The organism is Alteromonas sp. AWJ4_197, assembly GCF_056160285.1.
The window spans coordinates 63,150-87,629 of record NZ_JBSWWW010000007.1 but is presented as its reverse complement, the minus strand read 5'-3'; the positions used below and the strand labels follow the sequence as shown (position 1 = coordinate 87,629).

General features: G+C 50.0%; 19 protein-coding genes. 12 read left to right on the top strand and 7 right to left on the bottom strand.

Annotated elements, in window-relative coordinates:
* The first annotated feature begins 232 nt into the window (after positions 1 to 232).
* Together ACXAGC_RS16330 and ACXAGC_RS16325 are read left to right on the top strand one after the other, a co-directional pair.
* Positions 233 to 1,195, top strand: a complete 963-nt coding sequence (locus ACXAGC_RS16330; protein WP_474845492.1) for a sensor histidine kinase — start codon at positions 233 to 235, stop codon at positions 1,193 to 1,195.
* A gap of 189 nt (positions 1,196 to 1,384) precedes the next feature.
* Positions 1,385 to 2,911, top strand: a complete 1,527-nt coding sequence (locus ACXAGC_RS16325; protein ID WP_474845490.1) for a DUF3369 domain-containing protein — start codon at positions 1,385 to 1,387, stop codon at positions 2,909 to 2,911.
* Between the two features lie 54 nt (positions 2,912 to 2,965).
* Here ACXAGC_RS16325 and dnaJ read toward each other — a convergent pair whose 3' ends face one another.
* The 3 genes from dnaJ to grpE all read right to left on the bottom strand — a co-directional run bounded on the left by dnaJ (position 2,966) and on the right by grpE (position 6,931).
* Positions 2,966 to 4,096 (bottom strand): molecular chaperone DnaJ, encoded by a 1,131-nt coding sequence (gene dnaJ, locus ACXAGC_RS16320; RefSeq protein WP_119500929.1) that lies wholly within the window; start codon positions 4,094 to 4,096, stop codon positions 2,966 to 2,968.
* 181 nt (positions 4,097 to 4,277) lie between these two features.
* A complete protein-coding gene (gene dnaK / locus ACXAGC_RS16315) occupies positions 4,278 to 6,206 on the bottom strand; it encodes a molecular chaperone DnaK (protein WP_474845488.1) in 1,929 nt (642 codons plus the stop codon).
* Positions 6,207 to 6,316: 110 nt separating this feature from the next.
* Positions 6,317 to 6,931, bottom strand: a complete 615-nt coding sequence (gene grpE / locus ACXAGC_RS16310) for a nucleotide exchange factor GrpE (protein WP_119503362.1) — start codon at positions 6,929 to 6,931, stop codon at positions 6,317 to 6,319.
* 235 nt (positions 6,932 to 7,166) lie between these two features.
* Here grpE and ACXAGC_RS16305 point away from each other — a divergent pair, with 235 nt between their 5' ends.
* A complete protein-coding gene (locus ACXAGC_RS16305; protein WP_474845486.1) occupies positions 7,167 to 10,559 on the top strand; it encodes a PAS domain-containing hybrid sensor histidine kinase/response regulator in 3,393 nt (1,130 codons plus the stop codon).
* A 55-nt stretch (positions 10,560 to 10,614) separates the two neighbouring features.
* Here ACXAGC_RS16305 and ACXAGC_RS16300 read toward each other — a convergent pair whose 3' ends face one another.
* On the bottom strand, positions 10,615 to 11,256 hold the full coding sequence (locus ACXAGC_RS16300) for a response regulator (protein WP_474845959.1): 642 nt from the start codon (positions 11,254 to 11,256) through the stop codon (positions 10,615 to 10,617).
* Positions 11,257 to 11,375: 119 nt separating this feature from the next.
* The gene (locus tag ACXAGC_RS16295) at positions 11,376 to 13,697 is read right to left on the bottom strand and encodes a TonB-dependent receptor (RefSeq protein WP_303574594.1); all 2,322 of its coding nucleotides are present in this window, start codon (positions 13,695 to 13,697) and stop codon (positions 11,376 to 11,378) included.
* Between the two features lie 188 nt (positions 13,698 to 13,885).
* Here ACXAGC_RS16295 and ACXAGC_RS16290 point away from each other — a divergent pair, with 188 nt between their 5' ends.
* From ACXAGC_RS16290 to nadK, 5 genes are all read left to right on the top strand, one after another.
* Entirely contained in the window at positions 13,886 to 15,181 is a 1,296-nt protein-coding gene (locus ACXAGC_RS16290) for a GntP family permease (RefSeq protein WP_474845483.1), read from the top strand.
* 20 nt (positions 15,182 to 15,201) lie between these two features.
* The gene (locus ACXAGC_RS16285) at positions 15,202 to 16,428 is read left to right on the top strand and encodes an E22 family MetX-like putative esterase (RefSeq protein ID WP_474845481.1); all 1,227 of its coding nucleotides are present in this window, start codon (positions 15,202 to 15,204) and stop codon (positions 16,426 to 16,428) included.
* Between the two features lie 52 nt (positions 16,429 to 16,480).
* Positions 16,481 to 17,479, top strand: a complete 999-nt coding sequence (locus tag ACXAGC_RS16280; RefSeq protein WP_474845479.1) for an extracellular catalytic domain type 2 short-chain-length polyhydroxyalkanoate depolymerase — start codon at positions 16,481 to 16,483, stop codon at positions 17,477 to 17,479.
* 9 nt (positions 17,480 to 17,488) lie between these two features.
* On the top strand, positions 17,489 to 18,253 hold the full coding sequence (locus tag ACXAGC_RS16275; protein ID WP_474845477.1) for a 3-hydroxybutyrate dehydrogenase: 765 nt from the start codon (positions 17,489 to 17,491) through the stop codon (positions 18,251 to 18,253).
* Positions 18,254 to 18,324: 71 nt separating this feature from the next.
* A complete protein-coding gene (nadK, locus tag ACXAGC_RS16270) occupies positions 18,325 to 19,200 on the top strand; it encodes an NAD(+) kinase (RefSeq protein WP_119500923.1) in 876 nt (291 codons plus the stop codon).
* Between the two features lie 22 nt (positions 19,201 to 19,222).
* On the opposite strand, the gene ACXAGC_RS16265 is transcribed toward nadK, so the two are convergent.
* Positions 19,223 to 19,873, bottom strand: coding sequence for a sulfotransferase family 2 domain-containing protein (locus ACXAGC_RS16265; RefSeq protein ID WP_474845475.1), 651 nt, complete (start codon positions 19,871 to 19,873; stop codon positions 19,223 to 19,225).
* 111 nt (positions 19,874 to 19,984) lie between these two features.
* Complete coding sequence (locus tag ACXAGC_RS16260; RefSeq protein ID WP_474845473.1) at positions 19,985 to 20,842, bottom strand: alpha/beta hydrolase family protein; 858 nt, start codon at positions 20,840 to 20,842, stop codon at positions 19,985 to 19,987.
* 146 nt (positions 20,843 to 20,988) lie between these two features.
* Between ACXAGC_RS16260 and ACXAGC_RS16255 the strand changes: the two genes are divergently transcribed.
* The 4 genes from ACXAGC_RS16255 (at position 20,989) to ACXAGC_RS16240 (ending at position 24,465) form a co-directional block, all read left to right on the top strand.
* The gene (locus ACXAGC_RS16255; protein WP_474845957.1) at positions 20,989 to 21,435 is read left to right on the top strand and encodes a DUF3859 domain-containing protein; all 447 of its coding nucleotides are present in this window, start codon (positions 20,989 to 20,991) and stop codon (positions 21,433 to 21,435) included.
* A gap of 301 nt (positions 21,436 to 21,736) precedes the next feature.
* Positions 21,737 to 22,717: a sialidase family protein gene (locus ACXAGC_RS16250; RefSeq protein ID WP_474845471.1), complete on the top strand. Its 981-nt coding sequence runs from the start codon at positions 21,737 to 21,739 to the stop codon at positions 22,715 to 22,717.
* Positions 22,718 to 22,794: 77 nt separating this feature from the next.
* Positions 22,795 to 23,703 (top strand): hypothetical protein, encoded by a 909-nt coding sequence (locus ACXAGC_RS16245; RefSeq protein ID WP_474845469.1) that lies wholly within the window; start codon positions 22,795 to 22,797, stop codon positions 23,701 to 23,703.
* Positions 23,704 to 23,763: 60 nt separating this feature from the next.
* Entirely contained in the window at positions 23,764 to 24,465 is a 702-nt protein-coding gene (locus tag ACXAGC_RS16240) for an SOS response-associated peptidase family protein (protein ID WP_474845467.1), read from the top strand.
* The last annotated feature ends 15 nt before the right edge of the window (positions 24,466 to 24,480 follow it).

Genomic DNA, 24,480 nt, shown 5'->3' with positions numbered 1-24,480 from the left:
GAAGTGCCAACTTTTTTATCTATTTAAAATCAATAACTTAATTTTAAATGATCTGATGATAGCAAAATGAGTGATTGTTTTAGCCAGCTCAAGTGGCCGTATTGACTAACAATTAGTGCTATTTACATTCATTCGAATAGAAGACCGGATGTGATGCCTCGATTGAACTTTAGGCTAGAACCGACATGCCCAGTTTGCTGAATGCTACCTGACGCCCCTGAATATCAACGCCATGCTCGATGTACCTATACGTCACCGTGGTAATATGATTGGAATAATATGCTGCGAACATCGCGGAAACCCGAGACAGTGGGATCCCGATGAAATTGTGTTTGCTGCGGCGTTGGCCGACTTATACGGCCGGGCAGTGAGTGCCAAGGAGCGGGCTGATTATGAGAATAAGCACATTGAAGCTAATCAGACGCTGGAACAAAAAGTTAAGGATCGTACCGCAGAGCTTGAAGATACTCTGCGATCTCTGGAATCAGCACGGGGGAATCTGGTGGCCGGCATTGCGCACGAAATTAATACACCACTTGGCATTGCGCTTACTTCTGTCAGTAACTGTAAGGAAGAACTTGCCGGGATTTATAAGGATTTTGAATCCGGGGAACTGTCGGAAGAAGGCTTCAGAGATTTTAATGATATATGCAACGAAGGACTCAATCTGGCTGAATCCAGCCTCTTCCGGGCTGCCGACCTCGTACAGGACTTCAAACGTACCTCTGCCGACCAGACATCCATGGACGTGGAACGTTTATCTCCCGATGATTACATTCCCAGAGTATGCAATCCCCTGCGGCCTATGCTTAAAAAAGACAACATCCAACTTAAGCTGGATATTCACCCTGACACTATCATCATTACCAGTCCGGGTATTATTGCCCAGCTACTTACTAACTTACTTTCAAACGCACAACGACACGGATTTCACGGCTATAAAAATAACGGGGGCAATCTCATCACTGTGGGCTGCTATGGTGTGGATGACGGCGTCATCATCAGTGTCAGTGACAACGGCAAAGGCATTCCCGCCTCACTGCACAAAAAAGTGTTCGAGCCTTTCTACACCACTGCGCGGGATCAGGGTTGCACTGGTCTTGGTCGGAACATTTTAACAACCTTGTTATCCAAAAACTTCAGGGCGAAGTTGAACTCATCTCAGCACCTGACGAAGGCACCACATTCCGCCTGAAAATTCGCCAGGTGTCCGGTGAACTTGAGTCATAGATGACTATTTCGAATGAATATTACCGCTCCGGCACCATGAGCCACCTTCAGGCTGAGGCTGGCTTTTTAATAATTTGAAATTATCTGCCTGTCACATTTGCGGTATCGCAGATTGTGAATTAAGTTTAAGCAACGCAAACTTTTTTAGTCGTATATGCCGTTATTTAAAAAGTCAGAGATTGCAGTCAAGAAATCGAAGCTCCCCCCCTGGAAAGTAGTCATTATTGACGATGAACGTGATGTGCATAAGGTCACGAAACTCACGCTGCAAAAATTTACCTTTGAGAACCGCAATCTCGAATTATTATCGGCATACAGCGCTAAGGAAGGACTTGAACTCTTCAAAAATACGCCAGACATCGCGCTGGCTTTTGTCGACGTGGTCATGGAGACAGATGAAGCTGGTCTGAACCTTATCGACGCCATTCGCAATACACTTAAGAACCGTACGACACGTTTAGTTTTACGCACCGGGCAGCCGGGTCAGGCACCGGAAGAAGAAGTGATCAGCCGCTATGATATCAACGATTACAAGTCGAAAACCGAACTGACCTCTTCAAAACTGAAATCCTGTGTGTACACGGCTATCCGCTCCTACCGTGATATCCAGACTATTGAGGAAGGTAAACGGGGCATCGAAGGCGTGTTACAGTCTTCATCTTCAATTCTGGAAAGCCAGTCGCTGGGACAATTCGGCACCGCAGTGTTAAAACAAACCCTGACTCTGCTTAATCTGAATAACTCTGTACTGTATTTATCTGCCCAGCACACAGACTTGTACGGCCACACTAATATGACCGTGCTCGGTGCCAGCGGTGATCTGGTGGGATTGAGTAAAGAAGGCGTTTCAGCAGAGATCCCGAATGAAATTGCGGAGAAAGTGAAAGAAGTACTGGAGAAGAAATCTCATTTCCAATCTGAAGAGCTGTTCATCGGCTACTACCCCACGGGCAAAGACAGCCATAATATTCTGTATGTGGAACTAAGCGAGCCGCTGAATAAGTTTCAGTTGAAAACGCTGGAAATGTTTGCCTCAAATGTGTCCGTCATTTTCCAGAACCTGATGCACAAAGAAGATATTCAGCATACCCAGAAAGAGCTGATTATGGTGCTCAGTGACGCCATAGAAATGCGCAGTAAAGAAACCGGCGGCCATGTTAAGCGTGTCATGCTGATGTCAGAGTTTTTGGCTGAAAAACTGTTCATGAGTGACGAGTTTATTGAAACCATCCGCTATGCTTCTGCCCTGCATGATGTGGGTAAAATCAGTATCCCGGAAACCATTCTGCACAAGCCCGGTAAACTGACTCCGGATGAATGGGAAATCATGAAAACCCACGCTGAGAAAGGCTACGAGTTACTGGCTGGCTCAGACAAAATTGTCGCGAAGATGGGCGCTATCATTGCCAAAACTCACCATGAACGTTGGGATGGTGAAGGCTATCCGGAAGGACTGGCCGGTGACGATATCCCTATTGAAGGCCGTATCATGGCTATCGTTGATGTTGTCGATGCACTGTTATCAAAACGCTGCTACAAGCCGCCCTGGAGCGCAGAAGATGTCAAAGCTTACCTGACTGAAAATGCCGGTAAGCAATTCGACCCTATCATCACACATGTCATGCTGGAGCATTTTGAGCAGATTCAGGAAATCCGCGCACAAGCTCCGGACGAGGAATAATATCAGGCACAAAAAAGCCCTCATACGAGGGCTTTTATAATGCTTTGGATTTGATTAGTTAGTCAGGTCGTCGAAGAATTTCTTCACGCCGTCAAAGAAACCTTTTTCCTTCGGTCGGTGCTTCGCAGAATCACCGCCCATAGAGTCGTCCAGTTCCTGCAGCAATTCTTTTTGTCTTGCAGACAGGTTAACCGGGGTCTCAACCACTACCTTACACATCAGATCGCCGGTCACGCCGCTTCTTACCGACTTCACGCCTTTTCCGCGCAGACGGAACATACGGCCGGTTTGGGTTTCCGGACTCACTTTCAGCTTCACTTTACCGTCAAGTGTAGGTACTTGCAGCTCGCCGCCCAGGGCAGCGGTTGTGAAGCTAAGTGGTACTTCACAGTACAGGTTGTTACCGTCACGCTGGAAGATATCATGCTCGCGTACGTGCACCTGAACATACAAATCACCTGCCGGTGCGCCGTTCTCCCCTGCTTCACCTTCGCCGGTTAAGCGGATGCGGTCACCGGTATCAACGCCTGCCGGAATTTTAACCGACAAGGTTTTCGTTTTTTCTTTGCGACCATGACCATGACAAGCATTACAAGGGTCGGAAATAATTTTGCCCCGCCCGGAACACGTCGGACAGGTTTGCTGGACAGCAAAGAACCCCTGACGCATTTGTACCTGACCGTTACCATGGCAGGTTGGACAGGTAGTTGGCGAAGTGCCTTTTTTCGCACCGGAGCCGTGACACGAATCACATTCCACCAGCGTAGGTACGCGGATTTCAACTTCTTTACCACGCACCGCTTCTTCAAGCGATAACTCCAGATTGTAACGTAAATCAGCTCCCTGACGTGCGCGGGACTGACGTCCACCGCGGCCACCACCAAAGATATCGCCGAATACATCACCGAAGATGTCACCAAAGTCTGCGCCACCGCCGAAGCCTGCACCACCACGATTCGGATCCACACCGGCATGACCGTACTGATCATACGCAGCGCGTTTCTGCGAATCGGTCAGAACCTCATAGGCTTCCTGGATTTCCTTAAATTTTTCTTCCAGTGCTTTATCGCCCTGTGTGCGATCGGGGTGATATTTCATAGCCAGCTTTTTATACGCCTTCTTAATATCGCGTTCGCCAGCACCTTTATCTACACCCAGCACTTCGTAGTAGTCACGTTTCGACATATCGCTTACTTTTCCTACTCGTTACATCAAGCACCCGGTTCAAGTTGTCTTAAACCACACACTTTTAAATCATCCGGCACTGAGCCGGTCTTTACACGACAAAGGCGCAACAAGAACTTCCTGCTGCGCCCGGCTTGTACAGCACTCCGGCACAAAGTACCGGAGACACACTGACTACAGCTTATTTTTTGTCGTCTTTCACTTCTTCAAATTCAGCGTCAACAACGTCATCTTCCGCTTTCTTACCGGAAGCTTGCTGTTCAGCACCGGCATCTGCGCCGCCTGCTGCACCGGCTTGCGCCTGAGCTGCTTCCATCAGTTTAGAAGACGCCTGAATAAGCTCCTGCGTTTTCGCTTCGATTTCAGCTTTGTCTTCGCCTTTCGAGGCGGTTTCCAGCGCTGAAATAGCAGCTTCGATTGGTGCTTTATCGTCGGCACTTAATGCATCGCCAACTTCATCAAGCTGCTTACGGGTAGCGTGAATCATACCGTCAGCCTGGTTGCGGGCCTGGATCAGTTCTTCAAACTTCGCATCAGACTCTTTGTTTGCTTCTGCATCAGCAACCATTTTTTCGATTTCATCATCGCTCAGACCAGAAGATGCTTTGATGGTGATCTTCTGCTCTTTACCAGTATCTTTGTCTTTCGCAGACACATGCAGAATACCGTCAGCATCCAGGTCGAAAGTTACTTCGATTTGCGGTGTTCCGCGTGACGCAGGACGGATACCTTCAAGGTTGAACTGACCTAACGACTTGTTACCGGCAGCTTGCTTACGCTCACCTTGCAGTACGTGTACTGTTACCGCAGACTGGTTATCTTCCGCCGTTGAGAAGGTTTGCGATTTCTTAGTAGGAATCGTAGTGTTCTTCTCAATCAGTGACGTCATTACGCCACCCATAGTTTCAATACCCAGAGACAAAGGCGTTACGTCAAGCAGCAGTACGTCTTTCACGTCACCGGACAATACACCGCCCTGGATTGCCGCACCAACAGCAACTGCTTCGTCAGGGTTCACGTCTTTACGTGGCTCTTTACCGAAGAAATCAGTTACGTACTTCTGAACCAGAGGCATACGCGTCTGACCACCAACCAGAATGATATCGTGGATATCAGATACTGACAGGTCAGCATCAGCCAGCGCCTGCTTAACAGGATTCAGCGAGTCTTTCACCATGTCTTCAACCAGAGATTCCAGTTTCGCACGGGTCAGTTTAATGGCTAAGTGCTTAGGACCTGTCGCATCAGCAGTGATGTACGGCAGGTTAACTTCTGTTTGCTGTGAAGAAGACAGTTCAATTTTCGCTTTTTCACCGGCTTCTTTCAGACGTTGCATGGCCAGCGGATCTTTACGCAGGTCAATACCCTGATCTTTCTTGAATTCGTCTACCAGGTAAGTAATTACACGGTTATCGAAGTCTTCACCACCTAGGTGAGTATCACCGTTGGTTGCCAGAACTTCGAAGGTGTGCTCGCCGTCAACTTCATCGATTTCGATGATAGAGATATCGAACGTACCACCACCTAAGTCGTAAACCGCAACAACGTTATCGCCTTTCTTCTTGTCCATGCCGTAAGCAAGGGCAGCAGCAGTCGGCTCGTTGATAATACGTTTTACTTCCAGACCAGCGATACGGCCGGCGTCTTTAGTCGCCTGACGCTGAGAGTCGTTGAAGTATGCAGGTACTGTGATAACAGCACCGGTTACTTCTTCGCCCAGGAAGTCTTCAGCAGTCTTCTTCATTTTCTTCAGCACTTCAGCTGAAATCTGAGGAGGCGCCATTTTTTCGCCTTTGGTCTCAACCCATGCATCACCATTGTCAGCTTTAACAATTTTGTAAGGCATGATGTCGATATCGCGCTGTACTTCTTTATCTTCGAAGCGGCGACCGATCAGACGCTTGATAGCGAATAAAGTATTTGTCGGGTTGGTTACTGCCTGACGCTTCGCAGACTGACCTACCAGAGTCTCACCATCGTTTGTGTAAGCGATGATTGAGGGGGTTGTGCGATCGCCTTCGGCGTTTTCAATTACGCGAGGTTTGTCGCCGTCTAGAACTGCGACACATGAATTCGTTGTACCTAAGTCGATACCAATGATTTTACCCATTACGTGTCTCCAAAATAAGAATCTTTAATTTCTGCATTATTAGTGGGGTTATTCCCGCACCATTTCAATAGTCGCCAGAAAAAATCTGTCGTTTTTGGCTTCCGCCCCGGTTAAGCCTGCGTATCAACGCCACCTTCAGGTGCACGGGACACCATCACCATGGCCGGACGAAGCAGGCGACCGTTAATTTGATACCCTTTCTGCATCACGGCCATAACGGTGTTCGGCGCATGATCTGCACTTTCCTGCATAGACATCGCCTGATGCAGTTCCGGGTTAAAACCTTCGCCCTGTGGATCAATAGGTGTTAAACCGAATTTTTCAATTGTGCTGACGAAAGATTTCAGCGTCATATCCACGCCTTCAAGCAATGGCTTAACCGCATCATTTTCGCCGTCACCGGCCTGGATAGCACGTTCCAGATTATCGATAACCGGAAGCAGTTCACCGGCAAAACGCTCTAACGCGAATTTACGGGCTTTTTCCACTTCAGCTTCAGCACGACGGCGGGCATTTTCCATATCAGCACGGGCACGTAATACGCTGTCCTGTTGTTCTTTAATCTGCGCCTGAGCGTCAGATAAAGCCGTTTCCAGTTCGTAAACTTTTTGCTCGTGCTCAGAAACCGGTTGCGCCTCTGCAGCGTCTTCGTTAACTACTTCACCCTGAATCACTTCTGCGTCTTCAGGCTGTTTTTGATCCTGCACGTCGCGATCTTCGCTCATGCTATCCTCCCAACAATACTCATCTGCGGTGAATTTTTGCTTAGCGGCCTGCACAGGAAAGTCCGTGCCACAGGCTGCGTGAATGCGTTCAGTGGGGCTATTAATGGGGTTACTTACCCACCCTTCAAGGGTATCCATGAAAAATTTGTGGCTAAACCGCAATTTTTTTGTGATTTGCTTGCCAACGGGTTTGCTGTAGAGTTTGTTAACGAATTGTTTTCATCTCTTTCTGGTCATGTTTAGTATCTGGACTGTCGGCGTTATTACCGTGATTTATCTCACGTTTTTGTTTCTTGTTGCCTTCTGGGGAGACAAGCGCTTGCGCGACAATCAGCAGCATCCGGTGCTGTACAGTTTAGGGTTAGGCATTCACTGCACTTCCTGGGCATTTTTCGGCACAACCACTCAGGCGTCACAATTTGGCTGGGCACTGGTACCGACGTATGCCGGGATCATTGCCGGTATGGCTTTTCTTTTTCCGGTGCTGATAAAAATTTCCCGTTATTGCCAGAAAAATAATGTGACCTCACTGGCAGACTTCTTCGCCCTGCGCTTCAGGCATTCACATTTTCTGGCTGCCTCAGTCACCGTATTGTGTTTTACCGGCGTTATCCCGTACATTGCACTTCAACTTGATGCCATTTCGGCCAGCATCCGCCTGATTGCTTATGATGCGGAACAGGGAACCAACACGGTTGGCTTGTATGTCGCCGGACTCATGGCTCTGTTTGCCATTTTGTTCGGTACACGCACATTAAACCTTACCGATAAACATCCCGGGCTGGTGCTGACCATTGCCGTAGAATCGGTGGTGAAACTGGTGGGGCTTTCCATCGTCGGTATTTTTGTCTGCTATGGCCTGTTCAGCGGGCCTTTTGACTTAATCGCTCAGGCTGCCAGTCACCCCGTTGCCAGAGAAGTGCTGTACGCAGACAGCGCACCGCTTGTGTATGCCAGTCACGTCCTGCTGGGAGTTTGCTCACTCTTTGTCTTACCCAGACAATTTCATATGAATTTTGTTGAGTGTAACGGTGAAGGAGAAATGCGCACCGCACGCTGGCTGTTTCCTCTCTACCTGCTTGGCATGACGACGTTTATTCTGCCGGTTGCACTGGCCGGGCACGTGTTACTGGATACCTCAGTGGTAAAAACGGATGCCTTTGTACTGGCATTGCCATTACAGGCCGGCAATGCCGGTGTGGCGCTGGCCGCGCTGATAGGTGGTCTGTCAGCCACCACCAGTATGATTATCGTGGCAACCCTTGCCCTTGGCATCATGATATCCAACAACCTTATCACGCCTTTATGGCTGAAAATCCGCCTTAAAGATGATCCACATAACACCATGACGCCGTCGACCCTGCTGACAGTACGACGTTTAACCGTGCTGGTTGTGCTGTCAGTGGCGTACTGGTATCACGTGAACGTCAGCCAGTCGGCGCCACTGGTGAAAAGTGGTGTAATTGCTATCGCGTTACTCGGACAACTGCTGCCGGCAATGTTGTTAAGCCTGTACTGGAAAAAGACATCAAAGACAGCCGTCATTATTGCCATTTTCACCGGTTTTTGTTGCTGGTGCGCCTGGCTGCTCCACCCTTCTATTCTGTCGAGCTATTACTTTGAAAGTCCGCCGACTGAACTGGAGCTGGGCCGGAGTTTTATCATTAGCCTGTTTATTAACCTGGTCACCCTGGCCGGATTGTCTCTGCTTTTTAATCAGGGCAGCGCCAGGTCTGTTCAGGCACCGGATACAGGCGATATCGTCAGCGACAGTCACCCTGATCTCGCAATCAGATTAAGAGATCTGTTCCTGCTCACCGGCCGGGTACTGGAGCCATCGGTGCACCGCACGCTTAAAAGTCAGTTGTCCCATTCTTCTGCATATGCAGAAGGGTTTGCCAGTGCTGGTCTGTTGTCACGGGTAGAAAAATTACTGGCTGCTCAGATGGGCACACCGGGTGCCCGTATTCTGCTTTCAGCCATTGCGCAAAAGCGCGACGGCGAACTCAGTGACATCGTAGAATGGGTAGAAGAAGCTTCCCAGTCATTCCAGTTTAATCACGACATATTGCAGTCTTCGGTACAAAATATACAGCAAGGGATAAGCGTACTGGATCAGGATCTTTCCCTGCTGGCCTGGAACGACCGCTATACAGAGTTGTTTGGCTATCCACCGGGATTCCTGAAGGCCGGTATGCCGATCCAGTCCTTATTGCAGTACAACGCTGAGCGCGGCCTGCTGGGCAATCTTCCGGATGTCGAAACGGAAATAAGCAAACGTGTTACTTACATGGAAAACGGCAGCAGTTACCAGTATATCCGCAAGCAACCCGACGGGCGGGTTATTGAGCTTAACGGCAGCCCGTTGCCCCACGGTGGTTACGTGACTACCTACAGCGACATTACGGCCTATATACGCATTCAGGATGAACTGCGGGCAGCAAAAGAAGATCTTGAGGTTCGCGTAGCACAACGTACGGCTCAGCTTGAGCAGGCGAAGCAGGAAGCCGACCGGGCGAGCGAGAGTAAAACCCGCTTTCTGGCTGCTGCAGGTCACGATCTGATGCAACCTTTCAATGCTGCCACTCTGTTTGCCGGCATGTTGTCGCAGAAAACCGAAGGCACCGGACTGGCAAGTCTGTCACAGGGACTGGTGACATCACTGAACAGTGCCGAATCATTACTCTCTACTTTGCTGGATATGACCAAACTTGAGTCCGGAGTACTAGTCCCGCAAGTCACCGAATTTGCCCTCGACGACATGCTGTCACCGTTGGTGGATGAGTTTAAGGTTATTGCAGAACAAAAAGCGCTGTCACTCCGTTATATTCCCTCTGCACTGGTTGTGCGTTCAGACAAAAAACTGCTCCGGCGTATTATCCAGAATCTGATTTCAAACGCGATCCGTTACACCCCGGAAGGCAAAGTGCTGATTGGCGTCCGGCGACGGTCAGACAATCAGATTCAAATCAGGGTGTACGACACCGGAACCGGGATCCCTGCGGGTCAGCAAAAAGCGATTTTTAATGAATTTCATCAACTGGAACATTTACCCGGAAACCAGGGACTGGGCCTGGGGCTGACCATCGTTGAAAGGATCAGCCAGCTTCTCGGTCATCCTGTTGCGCTGGAATCGGAAATGGGTAAAGGAACGGTATTTACAGTGACATTGCCCCGTGGCGTAAGGGCACTGCAGAAAAGTAGTAATATGCTTGCAGCAGATATCAATCCAAACATGGCAAATACGGCAAACTGGCTGGCTGAAAAACACATTTTAGTGCTGGAAAACGATGATCAGATCATGACTGCGATGAAAACCCTGCTCACCGGCTGGGGCGCGACGGTCACCGGCAGTCAGTCATTGCAACAAGCCAGAGCCTTATGCCCTCAGGCGCCTGATGTGATGCTGGTTGATTTTCACCTGGATTACGGCGAAAAAGGCACAACATCGGCCGTTGCGTTAAAAGACTTCTGGCAAAAAAATGTACCCGGTATTCTCAATACAGCAAACCGGGAAGACGGTGTGAGAGACGAAGCGGCTGCAGCGGGTTTGCGCTATTTACCTAAGCCGGTAAAACCCGCTGCCTTAAAGCGCATGCTGAAAAAGCTTATCATCACAGACGGGTAAACCATAGTCAGCCTGACTGCGCGCTTTATAGTCACAATTACCTGATGTACCGACACTACTCCGCGCCGGTGAGTTGACGGAAAAGCACGCCGGCACGGGTACGGTTTATCACATTGAGTTTACGTAACACCGCCGAAGCATGTTGCTTCACCGTGGATTCGGAAATAGACAATTCCCAGGCAATCTGTTTATTCAGCAAGCCATCTGCCATCATTTTCAGAACTGTAAACTGATGCGGTGTGAGTTGAGCCAGCCGCTCTGCAAATTCTGCCTGAGCGGCGTCTTCATGAGAGGCTAATTCAGCCTCCAGCCCGTCCGGCAACCACTGACCACCGTCCAGCACCTGACTGACGGCACCCGCAATTAACGGCAGTGGCGTTGATTTGGGAATATAGCCGCTGGCACCCAGGTCAATGGCTTTGCGGATCAGATCCGGTTTGTCCTCCGCTGACACCATCACCACCAGCACATCGGGGAATGTGGTGCGAAGTTCACTCAACCCTGTGAGTCCGTCGTTACCGGGCATGTGTATGTCCAGGAACACCAGTTCAATACTGTCATCCCGGATCAGGGCCTCCCTGGCTTCACTGAATGTTGAGGCTTCAATCACTGATTCACCGGTAATACCGGCCAGCGCCTGGCGCATAGCGGCGCGGAATAACGGGTGATCATCAGCTATCAGTACATTGGCCTGCATGGGTAAATCCGTTTGAGTCATATTCATGAATTACTTTGACGAAGTCTGCCTCCGGGTTCAAGTCATCAAACACAAAAAGGCGGCCCTTGCCGCCTTTCAGAGTTTACACACAATCAGAGTCAGAACCGGTAGCCTACAGTAAGTTGTACTGTGCGCGGATCGCCATAATAGCCAATCAGCGTGGTGTCGTTACCCAGACCGGGACCGTAACTGCCATCCTCATTGCGGGTGACAAAGTCATAACCGCCAACCAGATATTCTTCGTCAGTCAGGTTTTTCACGTGCAGACCACCGTACCAGTTACCTTCCATGCTTTCCCAGCTTACGCCGAGGTTGACCATACCGTACGCGTCCTGCTCAATAAGGTCGCTGGTTTCAAACAGCAGATAGTCATCACGGTAGTAATAGTTTGCGTTGAAAATGAAATCACCCATGCTGGTTTGCAATAAATAGTTTGCACCGAAATTCAGGGTGTTTTCCGGTGTGCTTGCCAGTCCGATTAGCGGCGGCGTAGCGTTATTTTCTTTAATTTCAAAATCGATAAAACCGTAGGCCAGATCAAACTTCAGTGCCTCATTCACCACGTAAGTCATCTCCAACTCAATACCCGAGGCGGCAGTTTCAGCGGCGTTTCTCAGACGCTGAAGCAATGCTGTGGGATCATCGGAGTTACCTTCAATACCAATATACTGACGATCTTTATGGTTGTAGCTGAACGCCGTGGCATTGACGCGGAACTGACTGGTTACATCACTTTTCACGCCCAGTTCAAACGAGTCCACTACTTCCGGTGATACACCGGGTTCATTGATTGTCGCGCGGGGGTTAAACGTACCGGACTTAAAGCCCTGAGAATAACTGGCGAAGAACATGGTGTCCCTGGTGTACTGATATTCTACCCCTACCCGCGGCGTAAAACGTGACCAGCTTTCTGTTGCCGGCGCATCAAGCACGCCGTCGCCGTCGGAATCGCTGCCCAGCACCTGCGGCATAGTCAGACCGTCAGGACGGACATAACCGTCAATCCAGCCGGATTCAGGATACAGATTAAACAATACCGTGCCGTTATTTACCGTTGCCTGTTTTTCTTCGTCGGTATAACGGGCCCCCAGAGACAGAGAGAGTTTATCGGTAATATCGTAATTTAACTGGGTATACGCCGCCCAGCTTTCACTGTTATTACAACCGGACACTTCACGGGTGAAACCCGGCGTACCTTCAGGGAAGATGCCAAGCGCCGCGTAGTCCCGCCCCAGCACACCAAGTACCGCATCAAATACGCCGCAGGATTCACCGTCATAATAATACAGGCCGCTTACAAGGCTGAACGCACTGCCGGTATAGTTCGCCTGAATTTCGTGAGTATCGTTAGAGTCATCGTAAATGGCCGGTACGTCAAAAATATCCAGCTGAGTATTATCAAAATCGATATTGGTATCAGAAAAACTTTCGCGGTGGGAGCCGATATATTTCAGCTCCAGATTTTCATTCACATTGTATCTGGCGAGCCAGCTGAAGCCTTCCAGTTCAACATAGTTGTCTGTAGGCATGCTGGTGTAAGAGTCGAAAACAGAATCCGGTTGCGGTGCGTCGGTACGTAAGCTTGGCAGTAACCGGTAACCCCCTTTAGCATTTGAATCATCTTCGGTTTTATCCCAGCCGAACCGTAGGAACAGGTTATCAGACGGATGAATTTCCAGGGTCAGTCTGGCAGCCCACAGATCTTTGTTGTAGTTTTCTGTATCCTGACCATCCAGTGCAGAGATCAGGAACTCACCGTAACCATCGCGGTTCAGGTTTGCATAACCCACACCCAGGTAAACTTTGTCTTCAATCAGCGGCATCTGACCGGTTAATTTCATGTCACGGCGGCTGTAATTGCCCAGTGTCACCTCAGCGTTAAACTGAGGTTCACCGGTCATTTCTTTCGTGACATATTTCACCGCACCACCAATGGTGTTCTTACCGTACAATGTGCCCTGCGGCCCCCGCAGCACTTCAATTCGCTGTACATCAAGTAAATCCAGCACCGCGCCCTGTGGCCGTGCCATATACACATCATCAATGTAAATCCCAACACCGGGCTCATAACCCCAAAGCGGATCCTGCTGACCCAGCCCGCGGATAAATGCTGTTAAGGTAGAGTTGGTACCGCGGCTGGTTTGCATGGTGGTATTCGGTGAGAACTGCTGAATTTCCGTCAGCACGCTGATGCCCTTTTCCGTTAATTCAGTTGCACCGATTGAAGTGATAGCAACAGGCGTTTCCTGTAATGACTCTACCGTTTTACGGGCAGTCACCTCAATGCGCTCTAATTTGCCTCTGCTTTCATCGTTGTTTTGCTGCGCAAAAGCAGTCTGACTGCTTAAGCATGCGGCAGTGACCGCCACTGCACTTAGCGTGCGGGTAAAGCGGTTAACGGGTTTCTGTGCGTTTATCATGATGTGTCCCTTTTGTTATCTGTTTCAACTATTCGGCACTGAAGCTGCGGTCTGAGGTAAACTCTATGTTAATTTTTTGTAGCAGTAAGTAGTACCATCGTACTATGGGCATCTTACTGATTTAACGACACAATCTTTTTCAGTTCCTGAAGCGTCTGCGGTCACAGATTGTTATTAAGGAACCCGATATGATCAGTATGATTGGCCTTACAGGCGGGCTTGCCCTCCTTATTGTGCTTACCATCCGCGGCATGAATTTATTTATTGCTGCTCCGCTTTGCGCCGTTATTGTTGCGCTTACCAGCGGTATTCCTCTTTTTCAGGGCGAAGAGAATTTTGTCACCTTGTACATGGGCGGCTTTTCCGGCTTCATTGCGGCCTGGTTTTTTATGTTTTTGCTGGGGGCTATTTTCGGTAAATTCATGGAAGATACCGGTGCGGCAGACTCCGTGGCCCGCTGGATAGTCGATAAGCTGGGTTTTAAACACGCCGTGCTGGCCGTGGTGCTTGCCTGCGCCATTTTAACTTACGGTGGTGTAAGCCTGTTTGTCGTGGCATTCTCGGTTTACCCCATGGCGCTCAGCCTGTTTAAAGACGCCAATCTGCCCCGCCGTTTTATTCCGGCTACACTGGCGTTCGGCTCTGTCACCTTCACCATGACATCAGCAGGTTCACCTGAAATCCAGAACTGGATCCCGATAAAATATCTGGGTACATCTCCCTTTGCAGCATGGGAAGTCAGTTTGCTGGTTGCTGTTTTTATGGCCACATTCGGTTACTGGTGGTTGAAGCGCATGATTAGCCGTGCCATCGCGAACGGCGAAAAGTTTGAAAGCCGCACCGGCGATCCTGAAATTGAAGCCAGAGATTACCCCAGTCCGCTGACCGGCATACTGCCCCTGTTTGTCGTACTGGCATTATCCTTTTTACTCCATGACAGCATGGCGCAACTGGCATTAATCGTTGCACTGGCAGGCGGCGTACTGACGCTGATGATCATCAATTTCCGCTACTTTCATAATTTATCCGCCGCCATTAACGATGGCACAACCGGTGCTCTGGTCGCCATTGGCAACACCGCCGCCGTGGTGGGTTTCGGTGCCATCGCCAAACACACAGAGGCTTTTCAGCAAACCGTTGAAATTATGACGCATATTCCCGGCAATGAACTGATTGGCGCAGCGATTGCGGTCAGTGTCATCGCCGGACTCACCGGCTCAGCGTCCGGCGGCCAGGCCATTGTTTTACCGCTGGTTGCACCGCATTATATTGACCAGGGCGTGCAGCCCGAACAATTGCATCGCATCGTGTCTATTTCATCCGGCGCGCTGGATTCATTGCCGCATAATGGTTACGTTGTTACCACCATCCGTGCTATTTGTCGCGAAACCCACAAAGCCGCATACGGTGCCATGGCCGCACTGACAGTGGTAGTGCCGGTTATTGGCTTAGCTATTGCCATTACGCTGTTCAGTCTGTTTTAAGGAAAATGATGACTACATTTATGACTAATTTTCGTAGCATACTGGTAAGGTTAATTGTCTTATGCGCGGTAGCCGTCCAACCGGCCTGTGCCGCCACACCGCCCAACCAGTCAGGTACAGCCATGTTGATGACAGAAAAGCAGGTTTTCACCACTACTCAGTTTGAAACTTACGGCGGAGAAATTATTCCTGAAGTGAAAGTTGGCTGGGAAAGTTACGGCAAACTCAACGACGCCAAAGATAACGTCATACTTATCACGCATTATTTTTCGGGAAACTCACACGCCGCCGGCCGGTATCACGGAGATGATGCGGAACCCGGATACTGGGATGCCATTATCGGCCCCGCCAAGGCCATAGACACCAATAAGTTCTTTGTGATCAGTGTGGATTCTCTGGTAAACCTGTCCGCTTACGACCCGAATGTGGTAACCACAGGCCCGGCCACCATCAATCCCCAAACCGGTAAGCCTTATGGTTTGTCGTTTCCGGTGGTGACCATCCGCGACTTTGTGAACGTACAAAAACTCGTACTGGAAAGCCTTGGCATTTCATCGCTGCATGCCGTTGCCGGTCCCTCTATGGGCTCCATGCAGGCACAGGAATGGGCCGCGACTTATCCGGACTGGGTGCCCCGAATGATTGCCGTGATCCCTGCGGCTCAGGCTGACGCCTGGACCACCGCCGCGCTGGAACAGTGGGCCACGCCAATCCGGCTGGATAAACACTGGAATAACGGTGATTATACCCCTGATAATCCGCCAAAAGACGGTCTGGTCGCAGCACTCATGAGCATTACTCTGCAGGCGCTGCATCCGGATTTTTTCAATCAGCAAGGCAAAGCGCTGGGCTATACACCACAGGAAAAAGGCCCGCTTGAGGATATTCATGCCACCCATTCAATCATTAACTGGCTCAGAAGCAGGGCAGAAGACCGTGCTGATTTAATGGATGCCAACCACCTGCTTTACCTGGTACGCGCAAATCAATTGTTCGTTGCCGGCCACCGGGGCTCCTTGCAAGAGGGGCTGAAGAACGTTAAGGCGAAAACGCTTTATTTGCCCGCTGAAACCGATCTTCTGCTGATGCCATACATGGCGGAAGCACCCCATGGTATTTTGAAATCACAAGGCAAGAATACGCAACTCAGTTACCTGAAAGGCGCACTGGGGCATCTTGAAGGAGTGGCTGACATCAAACAAAAAGCACAACTGCTGCGCCGGTTTTTAAACGACGAAACTGAATGATGCACCCGGTTCCTCATTCAAACATTCACGATTCATAACGGAAACACGATTTATGCACGGATTGAAAAACAACGCCACCGCCGCCCTGCTCTCAGCATTATTTAGCGCCGGCGCAATGGCACAGGTGCCGGCGCTTAACCTCGATACTGCTCACATCACAGTGTCAGGCTTGTCTTCCGGCGGTTACATGGCCAATCAGTTTCATCTGGCTTACAGCGACTGGATTGACGGAGCGGGCATTCTGGCGGCAGGCCCTTATTACTGCGCAAAAGGTGATATCAGCACAGCGCTGAGTCAGTGTGTTGATAAAACTGAACCAGCCATTGATGTGAATGCACTCACCGGAAAAGTAAAAACGCTGGCGCAGGAAGGAAAACTGGCGCCACTGTCAGCACTGCAAAACGATAAGGTCTGGTTATTTCACGGCACCCGCGACGTGCGGGTGAACAGCGCCGTCAGTGACGCACTGAACGCCCAGTATGCGGCTTTGATGCCGGCTGAACAAATTACTTACGTTAACAATAAACCGGTTGCCCATTTATTCCCTACAAAGAACAACGGCGGACAGTGCATGTCGTCTGACTCACCCTATATCGGCCGCTGTGACTATGATGCTGCAGGAGAAATGCTCAACTTTCTGCTGGACGGTTTACAACCCGCCAGCGACAAGCTGAGTGGTGAGGTAGTGAGTTTCAGTCAGCAGACACTCGCCGGCGATAATGCGTCTACCATGGCAGAAACAGGCTATGCTTATATTCCTGCCAGTTGCCGTGAAGGTGAACAATGCCGGGTGCATGTCAGTTTTCATGGCTGTAATCAGTACGCAGAAGCAGTGGGCAAAGCTTACGTAGAGCAAACCGGCTTGAATAACTGGGCCGACAGTAACAATATGGTGGTGGTGTACCCGCAAACCCGCAAATCGCTTTTCATGCCTTTAAATCCTCAGGGCTGCTGGGACTGGTGGGGTTACACCGGAGAAGATTACGCCACACGCAGCGGAGAGCAGATTAACGCCGTCCGCGATATCGTTCTTGGATTATCATCAAATTAAGGTTCTATCATGGCTTTGAATATATTTATCACTGGCGGTGCCAGTGGCATCGGGTATGGCATTGCTGAATCACTGGCAAATGACGGGCATCATCTACTCATTGCAGATATTAATCTTGATGCCGCTGAGTCTGCGGCTCAGCAATTAAAGGACGCCGGCTTCAGCGCGCAGGCCGTTGAAGTTAACGTATGCGATGCTGAGCAGGTCGCAGCACTTCCCGGTAAACTGGGAGACGTGAAGGTAGATGTGCTTATCAACAACGCCGGCATCCAGCATGTGTCTAAAATCGAGGATTTTCCGGCCGAAAAATGGCAACAGCTTATCAATATTATGCTGGTTGGCCCTGCCCTGCTTACCCAGACATTTTTACCCGGTATGCGTGCTGATGATTTTGGCCGCATTATTAATGTGGGCTCAATACACTCGCTGGTTGCCTCTCCTTTTAAATCGGCTTACGTCGCAGCAAAGCACGGTTTACTTGGCTTCGCGAAAACTATTGCGCTTGAAACCGGCGACTGCAATGTCACCATTAATACCATTTGCCCTTCTTATGTAAAAACCCCGCTGGTAGACAAGCAAATTGCTGCCCAGGCTAAGGAAAACGGGATCAGCGAAGAAGAAGTGGTAAATGAAATTATGCTCAAACCCATGCCTAAGAAAGCATTTATTTCCATGGACGAACTTGGCGCAACGGCGAAATTTCTCATCAGCGACGGCGCCCGCAATATCACCGGTCAGACCATGGTACTTGATGGCGGCTGGGTGGCGCGCTAACCCTTTCTTTTTTATCAAACTCTGTGCTAATGTCCGAAAAAATGTAGCAGCATGCGGGCATTAGCCAGATTATGACTTATCAAACCGTTGGCCTGATTGGTAAACCTGACCATACCGGCACTCAGGACAGTCTCAAACAAATAGCGACCTGGCTCGATAAACGTGGTTGCCGCGTACTCATCGAAGAATCCATCATTGATGAGATGGATAATGACAAATATCCTGCCGCCAATTTAGTCACTATCGGAAAAGAAGCCGACCTTGCCGTGGTTATCGGCGGGGATGGCAGTATGCTGGGCGCAGCGCGTGTCCTTTCCCGTTTTGACATTCATGTGGTCGGCGTAAACCGTGGAAACCTGGGTTTTTTAACCGATATCCACCCGGACCAGATTGAAGAGCAACTGGATATTATTTTTTCCGGTGAAACCGTGGTTGAAGAGCGCTTCCTGCTGGAAGTGTGTGTGTATCGCCACGAAAAACTGAAGAGCAATAATGCCGCGATGAACGAAGTAGTATTGCACCACGGTAAAGTGGCTCACATGATGGAGTTTGAGATTTATATCGACGGCCAGTTTGTGTTCAGTCAGCGCTCTGACGGACTGATTGTTGCCACACCTACCGGCTCCACGGCCTATTCTTTATCTGCCGGCGGCCCTATCATTGTACCCCACCTGGATGCATTAACTCTGGTGCCCATGTTCCCCCATACCCTCAGCAGCCGCCCGATTGTGGTGGACTCAAAAAGCACAATTTCTATGCGGGTATCAAAAGTAAACAGTGACAGCCTGCAGGTGAGCTGTGACAGTCACATCGTATTGCCTGTTCTGCCCGGGGATGAGATCCGCGTGCATAAAAGTCAGGATACCCTGCGCCTTGTGCACCCTAAAGGCTACAGCTATTTCAATGTACTGCGGAATAAACTGAGCTGGGGCAGCAAGCTTTACTGATCCTCCCGGGCAGTATGCCCGGTTAAAACTCATACCCCAGCATCTGAATATCCCGGGCGAAATGTTTAGCCACCTTTTCCGCCAGGTCATCATCGTAATAAGCGCGGTAGCGTTTTCTGTCATCCGCTTTACGCTTGTGGGGCAGCTTGATTTTTTTCAGGCCGATATGCTCACAGATGTTATCGAAATCCCCTTGCAGGTTTTCGTACTTGCCGACTTTATTCACCAGCACATTGCCGTGCAAATCCACCAGATAGTCAGACTGTAACTGCAGCGAAGTATCGATGTGATACTGATAAGGCCGTGCCGGATCGAACTTGAAACGCATGAAGTCTTTAAAGTTGTCATGCCCTTCCAGAACCTGAGGGCGTTCCCGCTTGATGTGATAAAAAGAGCTGACCTGCAAATCCCAGGGATTGCGCACGAAGGCAAATTTATACAGATTACTAAAATAATCCGCCGGCAACATTTCACTGGCTGCCACAATGCGGCTGTGGCGGGGAAAACGGCATCCCAGTTTATGCCCGGTGAACTGGCTTAGCTTGTTCACCACAAACTGCGGCAGACCGTATTTAACATCCCAACGGTGAGAGGATAAGGCTTTTCTTACACTGGTACCGCCGGTTTTGGCGATATGTACAAACAAAAACTGATGCTTATGGGATAACAACAAAACAGCGTCCTTACTCTTTTTCTTATACGGCTCAGAATACGGTTGTCAGATGACAGAAAAAAGCCACTTTATGCATATTTACTGCAAATTACACGAAAATTGTACTAGGGGCTAACGGGCCAGCAAAGAGGTAAACACCTGAAAAGCAGGCGTATCAGGATGTAGCCAGTCGAAATGTCCGGCGCGTTCCACTACAACAAAAGTGGCCTCAGGTATGGGATTCTGTTCAATGGTCACCGTAATATCCTGCTCACCGGCAAGGATCCAAAGCGGTGTATCGTAACTGTGATTAACAGGATTTGCCTCAGCCCAGGCCTGCGGATCGTCCTCCCGGCGGCTTCCCATGAATGAATTAACAGCTTGCTGACAACTGTTTGCACCCTGTGAGTAAGCCAAAATGTCCGTAACGGGCGCAAGCCCGGTGATACGCGCAACAGGTAATGTGACTTGCTGACTGGCCAGCAATGCAAGGTGACCGCCTGAAGAGTGTCCGGCCAGCGTAACGCTGGTTTCGTCAAACCGGAACTCGTTCTGCTGATAAATATAATTGATGCTTTGCACGACATCTTCCAGCGTACCCGGCCAGCCGCCGCCCCCATCCCCGTTGCGACGAAAACCCGGCACCCACACAGCAAAACCGTCTTCCTGAAGCGCTGAGGCAAGAGGATAGAGTTGTTCCGGTCCGTACTGATTTGACCAGCAGCCGCCGTGGATCATAACCACCAGCGGCGGCGATACAACGTCTGCGGGCATCCACAAATAGCCTGTTTGCAATGGCTCTTCGCCATAAGCCATATTTACATCAGGGGATGTGGCATTCAGAGCCAGCACCTGACGGTAACTGACATTTTCTGTCACTGTTGTGTCAGGCACACTATCAGCCGGCACTGGCCGGCTGGTGCTGTCTCCCGAACCACCACACCCTGTCAGTAATAAAACACACACCGCCACAATGCCTGTCGTTTTCATACTGCTAACCACCTGTCAGACTCTGTTTACTGCATTTATCACAGTATAGTTGATCGCCACCAGCATTCTACAGGGTTCAAACAGACTGTGAGACCGGCACGGGATTTGATACCATGCCCGCGATTTTACCCCAGCCGGATAAGACCATGGCCAGACCTGAACCCGTTATAGAAATGCTGACTTTTGGTATCCATTCAAAATGGGATGCTGAAGACAAAGCGTTGCCTAAGATAAAGACGTTTACCCTTGATATCCCCCTTGAACTGGATATTGAATTCGGCTTCATTGTGAATATCAAGCGGGCGAAAAATCAAAAGGTCCGGTACTGTATTTATCACCCCGACATACCGGGTAAAGACGGAGAGCCCATGGCGCCCTTCGACGGTGAGGAATATGTACGCTCAAACGACTGGGACTTTTATTTAGGGGATACTCTCTGGGAGCCCCTTGACGATAAAGCCGGTGACTGGCGTATGACACTGGAACTAAACGGCAGCATTATTGCCGACAAAACCTTCACTGTAGAACATGAACTCCCATACGAAGGCGCTCAATTCTGGCAACGCCGCAAACCTAAACTGAAGCGCTGGTAACCGGCCCGGAGTGTTAATATCTGCCATGTTTCAATCCCCATTCTCAGCTTCCCTCTTTGCATTCCGCCAGACGGCTTTTCGTTAAGTAGATCTGCGTATTCTGTTTGCGTTACTTGTCCTCACTTATCCGTTCAGTGCGTTTTCAGAAGAATCCGCTGAGCCCTCGGCGCCGTTTACCGTCAATCCGACGCTATTTACAAAGCACGGCGACACTTTCCCTACACTTAAATCGCCGGATGGCGTACAGCACTTTACCGTATTTGAAGGTGTTGAAACTCAGGCGGGCTACAACCACGGCGCTGTGCTCACGGGCTTTAAAGGCCAACTTTTCTGCCAGTGGCAAACGTCGGGAAAAGATGAAGACGGACCCGGCACCCATGTCATTTACAGTTTCAGTGAGGACGGAGAACACTGGAATAAGTCCCGTATGCTTGCACCGGCCAGGGAGCACGCCATTGTTACCAGCGGCGGTTGGTGGATGCAGGGTGATACTTTAATTGCGTTTATTAATGTATGGCCAGACGATGCACCACAAAAGCAGGGGCATACTGAATATGCCACTAGTTCAGATGGCATAAACTGGAGTGCATTTAAACCGGTTACCGGTGCCGGCGGACGCCCGGTACAAGGTATTATTGAGCAGGATTTGAAAGCCTTGCCGTCAGGCCGCATTCTTACGGCTTTTCACATGCAACCGGGTTTGCATGCGACACCTTATTACACTGAAGACCCCTCAGCCACGTCAGGATGGACAGCGGGCAGTTTCACCCATTTACCCCACAAAGACACCATCAGCAGGGAGCTTGAACCGTCATCCTTTGTTGATGCAGACAACAACATTGTTATGACGTTTCGCGATCAGGCCGGCAGCTTTCGTGTGCTGGCATCGGCGAGTAAAGATAACGGTGACACCTGGTCTTTGCCTGCGGTTACCAATATGCCTGACTCACGGGCCAAACAGAGCGCCGGTAATTTACCCGATGGCACCGCCTATCTGGTAAATAACCCCTCCGGCACAAAAGACCGGCTGCCGCTGGTTGTCACACTCAGCCGTGACGGCAAACACTTTGATCATGCCCTGCTCGCCAGAGATGAATCTACGTTGCCGCCGATGAAATTCGCCGGAAAATATAAACGCACCGGTTACAGCTATCCGAAGAGTATTGTCTGGCGTGATGCACTCTGGATCAGCTATGCCGTCAACAAAGAAGATATAGCCGTCACCAGAATACCGGTGAGTAGTTTGCGCGTTCAGGATAGCCTCGAAACAAACCCTGACTAATGCTATGCTACCGGTGGCATTTTTTTATGTACCGATAAAGCGGGTACAGAACCGAATCGTTTTAACAGGTGAAATGAGTGACTCAGCAAGCAAATAAACAAAAAAACGTCTGGTTAAGTCAGCACGAAGCGACCGTCAGCAACTACAAAGACTATGGTGTTTCCCCCGTTGTTCTGCCATCAGAAGCGGAAGTGGGTAAAGCCATGCTGGAAGAATTACTGAAAACAGCAGAAGGCAAGGACGGCGATATTAACATTGCCCTGCTTGGCGGGCGTGGCGCTCAGGCATTTCACCGTTTGCTGGGAGAAAAAGCAAAAGGCAGGGAACTGGATGATGTACTTGCGCGGCTGAACGTATTCACACAGGATGCACTGGCCCCCATGAGCATGCAAAACAGCCTGAGTTTTGTGCGGGATTTCGAGCGTATTCTTGGCGATGCATTCTTTGCCAAAATCAAAAGCTTCACCCCAATGCAAACGGATCTTGAAGATGTACAGGCAGGTCTGAAAGATTACTTACAAAAACTTGAACGCCTTGGTGGTCTGGACATTTTCTTTATCGGTCACGGTCCGGAAGACAATGCGGCGTCTCACCTGGCTTATATCAAGCCTTTCTCCGGCGCAAAAGCCTCACACATGGCAGGCCTCATTCCCATTTCTGCCAGTATTCTTGAGCACCACATCAGTAAATTTAAAGCCGGTGGCAGCGCAATCAGCCCGCAGGACGAAGCAGAATGCCGCGTAGCAGGGATGATTTTAACCCTCGGACCGGCCGCTATTCTGGGCGCGAAAAAACTGGTTCAGTCAGTGGTGGATGCCAGCACCGCACCGGCCAAAAAGGTGACCTATGCAAAGGTGCTGAACACATCCGTCAGCAAAGACGAAACCACCGCACAGGCACAGCTTGATGAGAATCCCGGTTTATGGTTCCGCCTGCACCCGAATAAAGTGTCTTTCGTGTTGCCGGATGTCACAGACGGCAAATAACTGTGTTATCGCCACGATTGTCCTGTACTGTGTAATGATTATTCTCAGAAAGGCATTGCTATGTGCGGATTCATTCAGCGGGTGACAGATTGCCCCGCCGTCATTGACCTGCTAGAAGAAGTTGGCTTAACCACCACACTGCCCTTGTTTAAGGAAGAAAGCGGCGGGGTACTGAATTTCTATCCCGCTTTTGGTAAAAATCCGGCCCGTAAAATCACCAATCTGATAACAGCGCCTGACAACGTCATTGATGCGACCTGGTGGTTTGATGCCAGACCAGAGGGCGACGGACTGGTTATTGGTGACCGTACTACTTTCAATGCGCGTAATCTCGACAGTCCTTTCTGGAAACATGCGGTACGTTATCAAAGAGGTATTGTGGTTGCCACCGCAGTTGGCGAGTCGAATCCGCGGGGAAAAGGGAAAGTGCATTACCTGATGGAAGCGCAGGGCGCCATGTTAATCGGTGCAGTGTACAGGCAGTTCGACAACGGCACGGCTGCCTGTGCGGTGATCACCAGACCGCCCCATCCCCGTTTCAGCCAGTTTCACGAAAAATCCATTCCGTGCTTTTTGCCCCACAACCGTGACGCTGTGAACGCCTGGTTAAATGGGGGACCGGACGATCCCGTCGTCAGTGCCATTGTGGACGAACCCAAACTATACACCGGTCTCACCGTCAGTGAGGTGAAAACCTTTAAAGGCGGTGAGAAAACCGGTGACTCCTGCTTTCTGGCACCGTCCGGTGAGGATATCGTATAAGCCGGCACTGTCCGG

What these genes read in the sequence shown, in the direction of transcription:
- ACXAGC_RS16330 (WP_474845492.1), top strand. Translation starts at nt 233, where the DNA reads ATGCTCGATGTACCTATACGTCACCGTGGTAATATGATTGGAATAATA.
- ACXAGC_RS16325 (WP_474845490.1), top strand. Translation starts at nt 1,385, where the DNA reads ATGCCGTTATTTAAAAAGTCAGAGATTGCAGTCAAGAAATCGAAGCTC.
- dnaJ (WP_119500929.1), bottom strand. Translation starts at nt 4,096, where the DNA reads ATGTCGAAACGTGACTACTACGAAGTGCTGGGTGTAGATAAAGGTGCT.
- dnaK (WP_474845488.1), bottom strand. Translation starts at nt 6,206, where the DNA reads ATGGGTAAAATCATTGGTATCGACTTAGGTACAACGAATTCATGTGTC.
- grpE (WP_119503362.1), bottom strand. Translation starts at nt 6,931, where the DNA reads ATGAGCGAAGATCGCGACGTGCAGGATCAAAAACAGCCTGAAGACGCA.
- ACXAGC_RS16305 (WP_474845486.1), top strand. Translation starts at nt 7,167, where the DNA reads ATGTTTAGTATCTGGACTGTCGGCGTTATTACCGTGATTTATCTCACG.
- ACXAGC_RS16300 (WP_474845959.1), bottom strand. Translation starts at nt 11,256, where the DNA reads ATGCAGGCCAATGTACTGATAGCTGATGATCACCCGTTATTCCGCGCC.
- ACXAGC_RS16295 (WP_303574594.1), bottom strand. Translation starts at nt 13,697, where the DNA reads ATGATAAACGCACAGAAACCCGTTAACCGCTTTACCCGCACGCTAAGT.
- ACXAGC_RS16290 (WP_474845483.1), top strand. Translation starts at nt 13,886, where the DNA reads ATGATCAGTATGATTGGCCTTACAGGCGGGCTTGCCCTCCTTATTGTG.
- ACXAGC_RS16285 (WP_474845481.1), top strand. Translation starts at nt 15,202, where the DNA reads ATGACTAATTTTCGTAGCATACTGGTAAGGTTAATTGTCTTATGCGCG.
- ACXAGC_RS16280 (WP_474845479.1), top strand. Translation starts at nt 16,481, where the DNA reads ATGCACGGATTGAAAAACAACGCCACCGCCGCCCTGCTCTCAGCATTA.
- ACXAGC_RS16275 (WP_474845477.1), top strand. Translation starts at nt 17,489, where the DNA reads ATGGCTTTGAATATATTTATCACTGGCGGTGCCAGTGGCATCGGGTAT.
- nadK (WP_119500923.1), top strand. Translation starts at nt 18,325, where the DNA reads ATGACTTATCAAACCGTTGGCCTGATTGGTAAACCTGACCATACCGGC.
- ACXAGC_RS16260 (WP_474845473.1), bottom strand. Translation starts at nt 20,842, where the DNA reads ATGAAAACGACAGGCATTGTGGCGGTGTGTGTTTTATTACTGACAGGG.
- ACXAGC_RS16255 (WP_474845957.1), top strand. Translation starts at nt 20,989, where the DNA reads ATGGCCAGACCTGAACCCGTTATAGAAATGCTGACTTTTGGTATCCAT.
- ACXAGC_RS16240 (WP_474845467.1), top strand. Translation starts at nt 23,764, where the DNA reads ATGTGCGGATTCATTCAGCGGGTGACAGATTGCCCCGCCGTCATTGAC.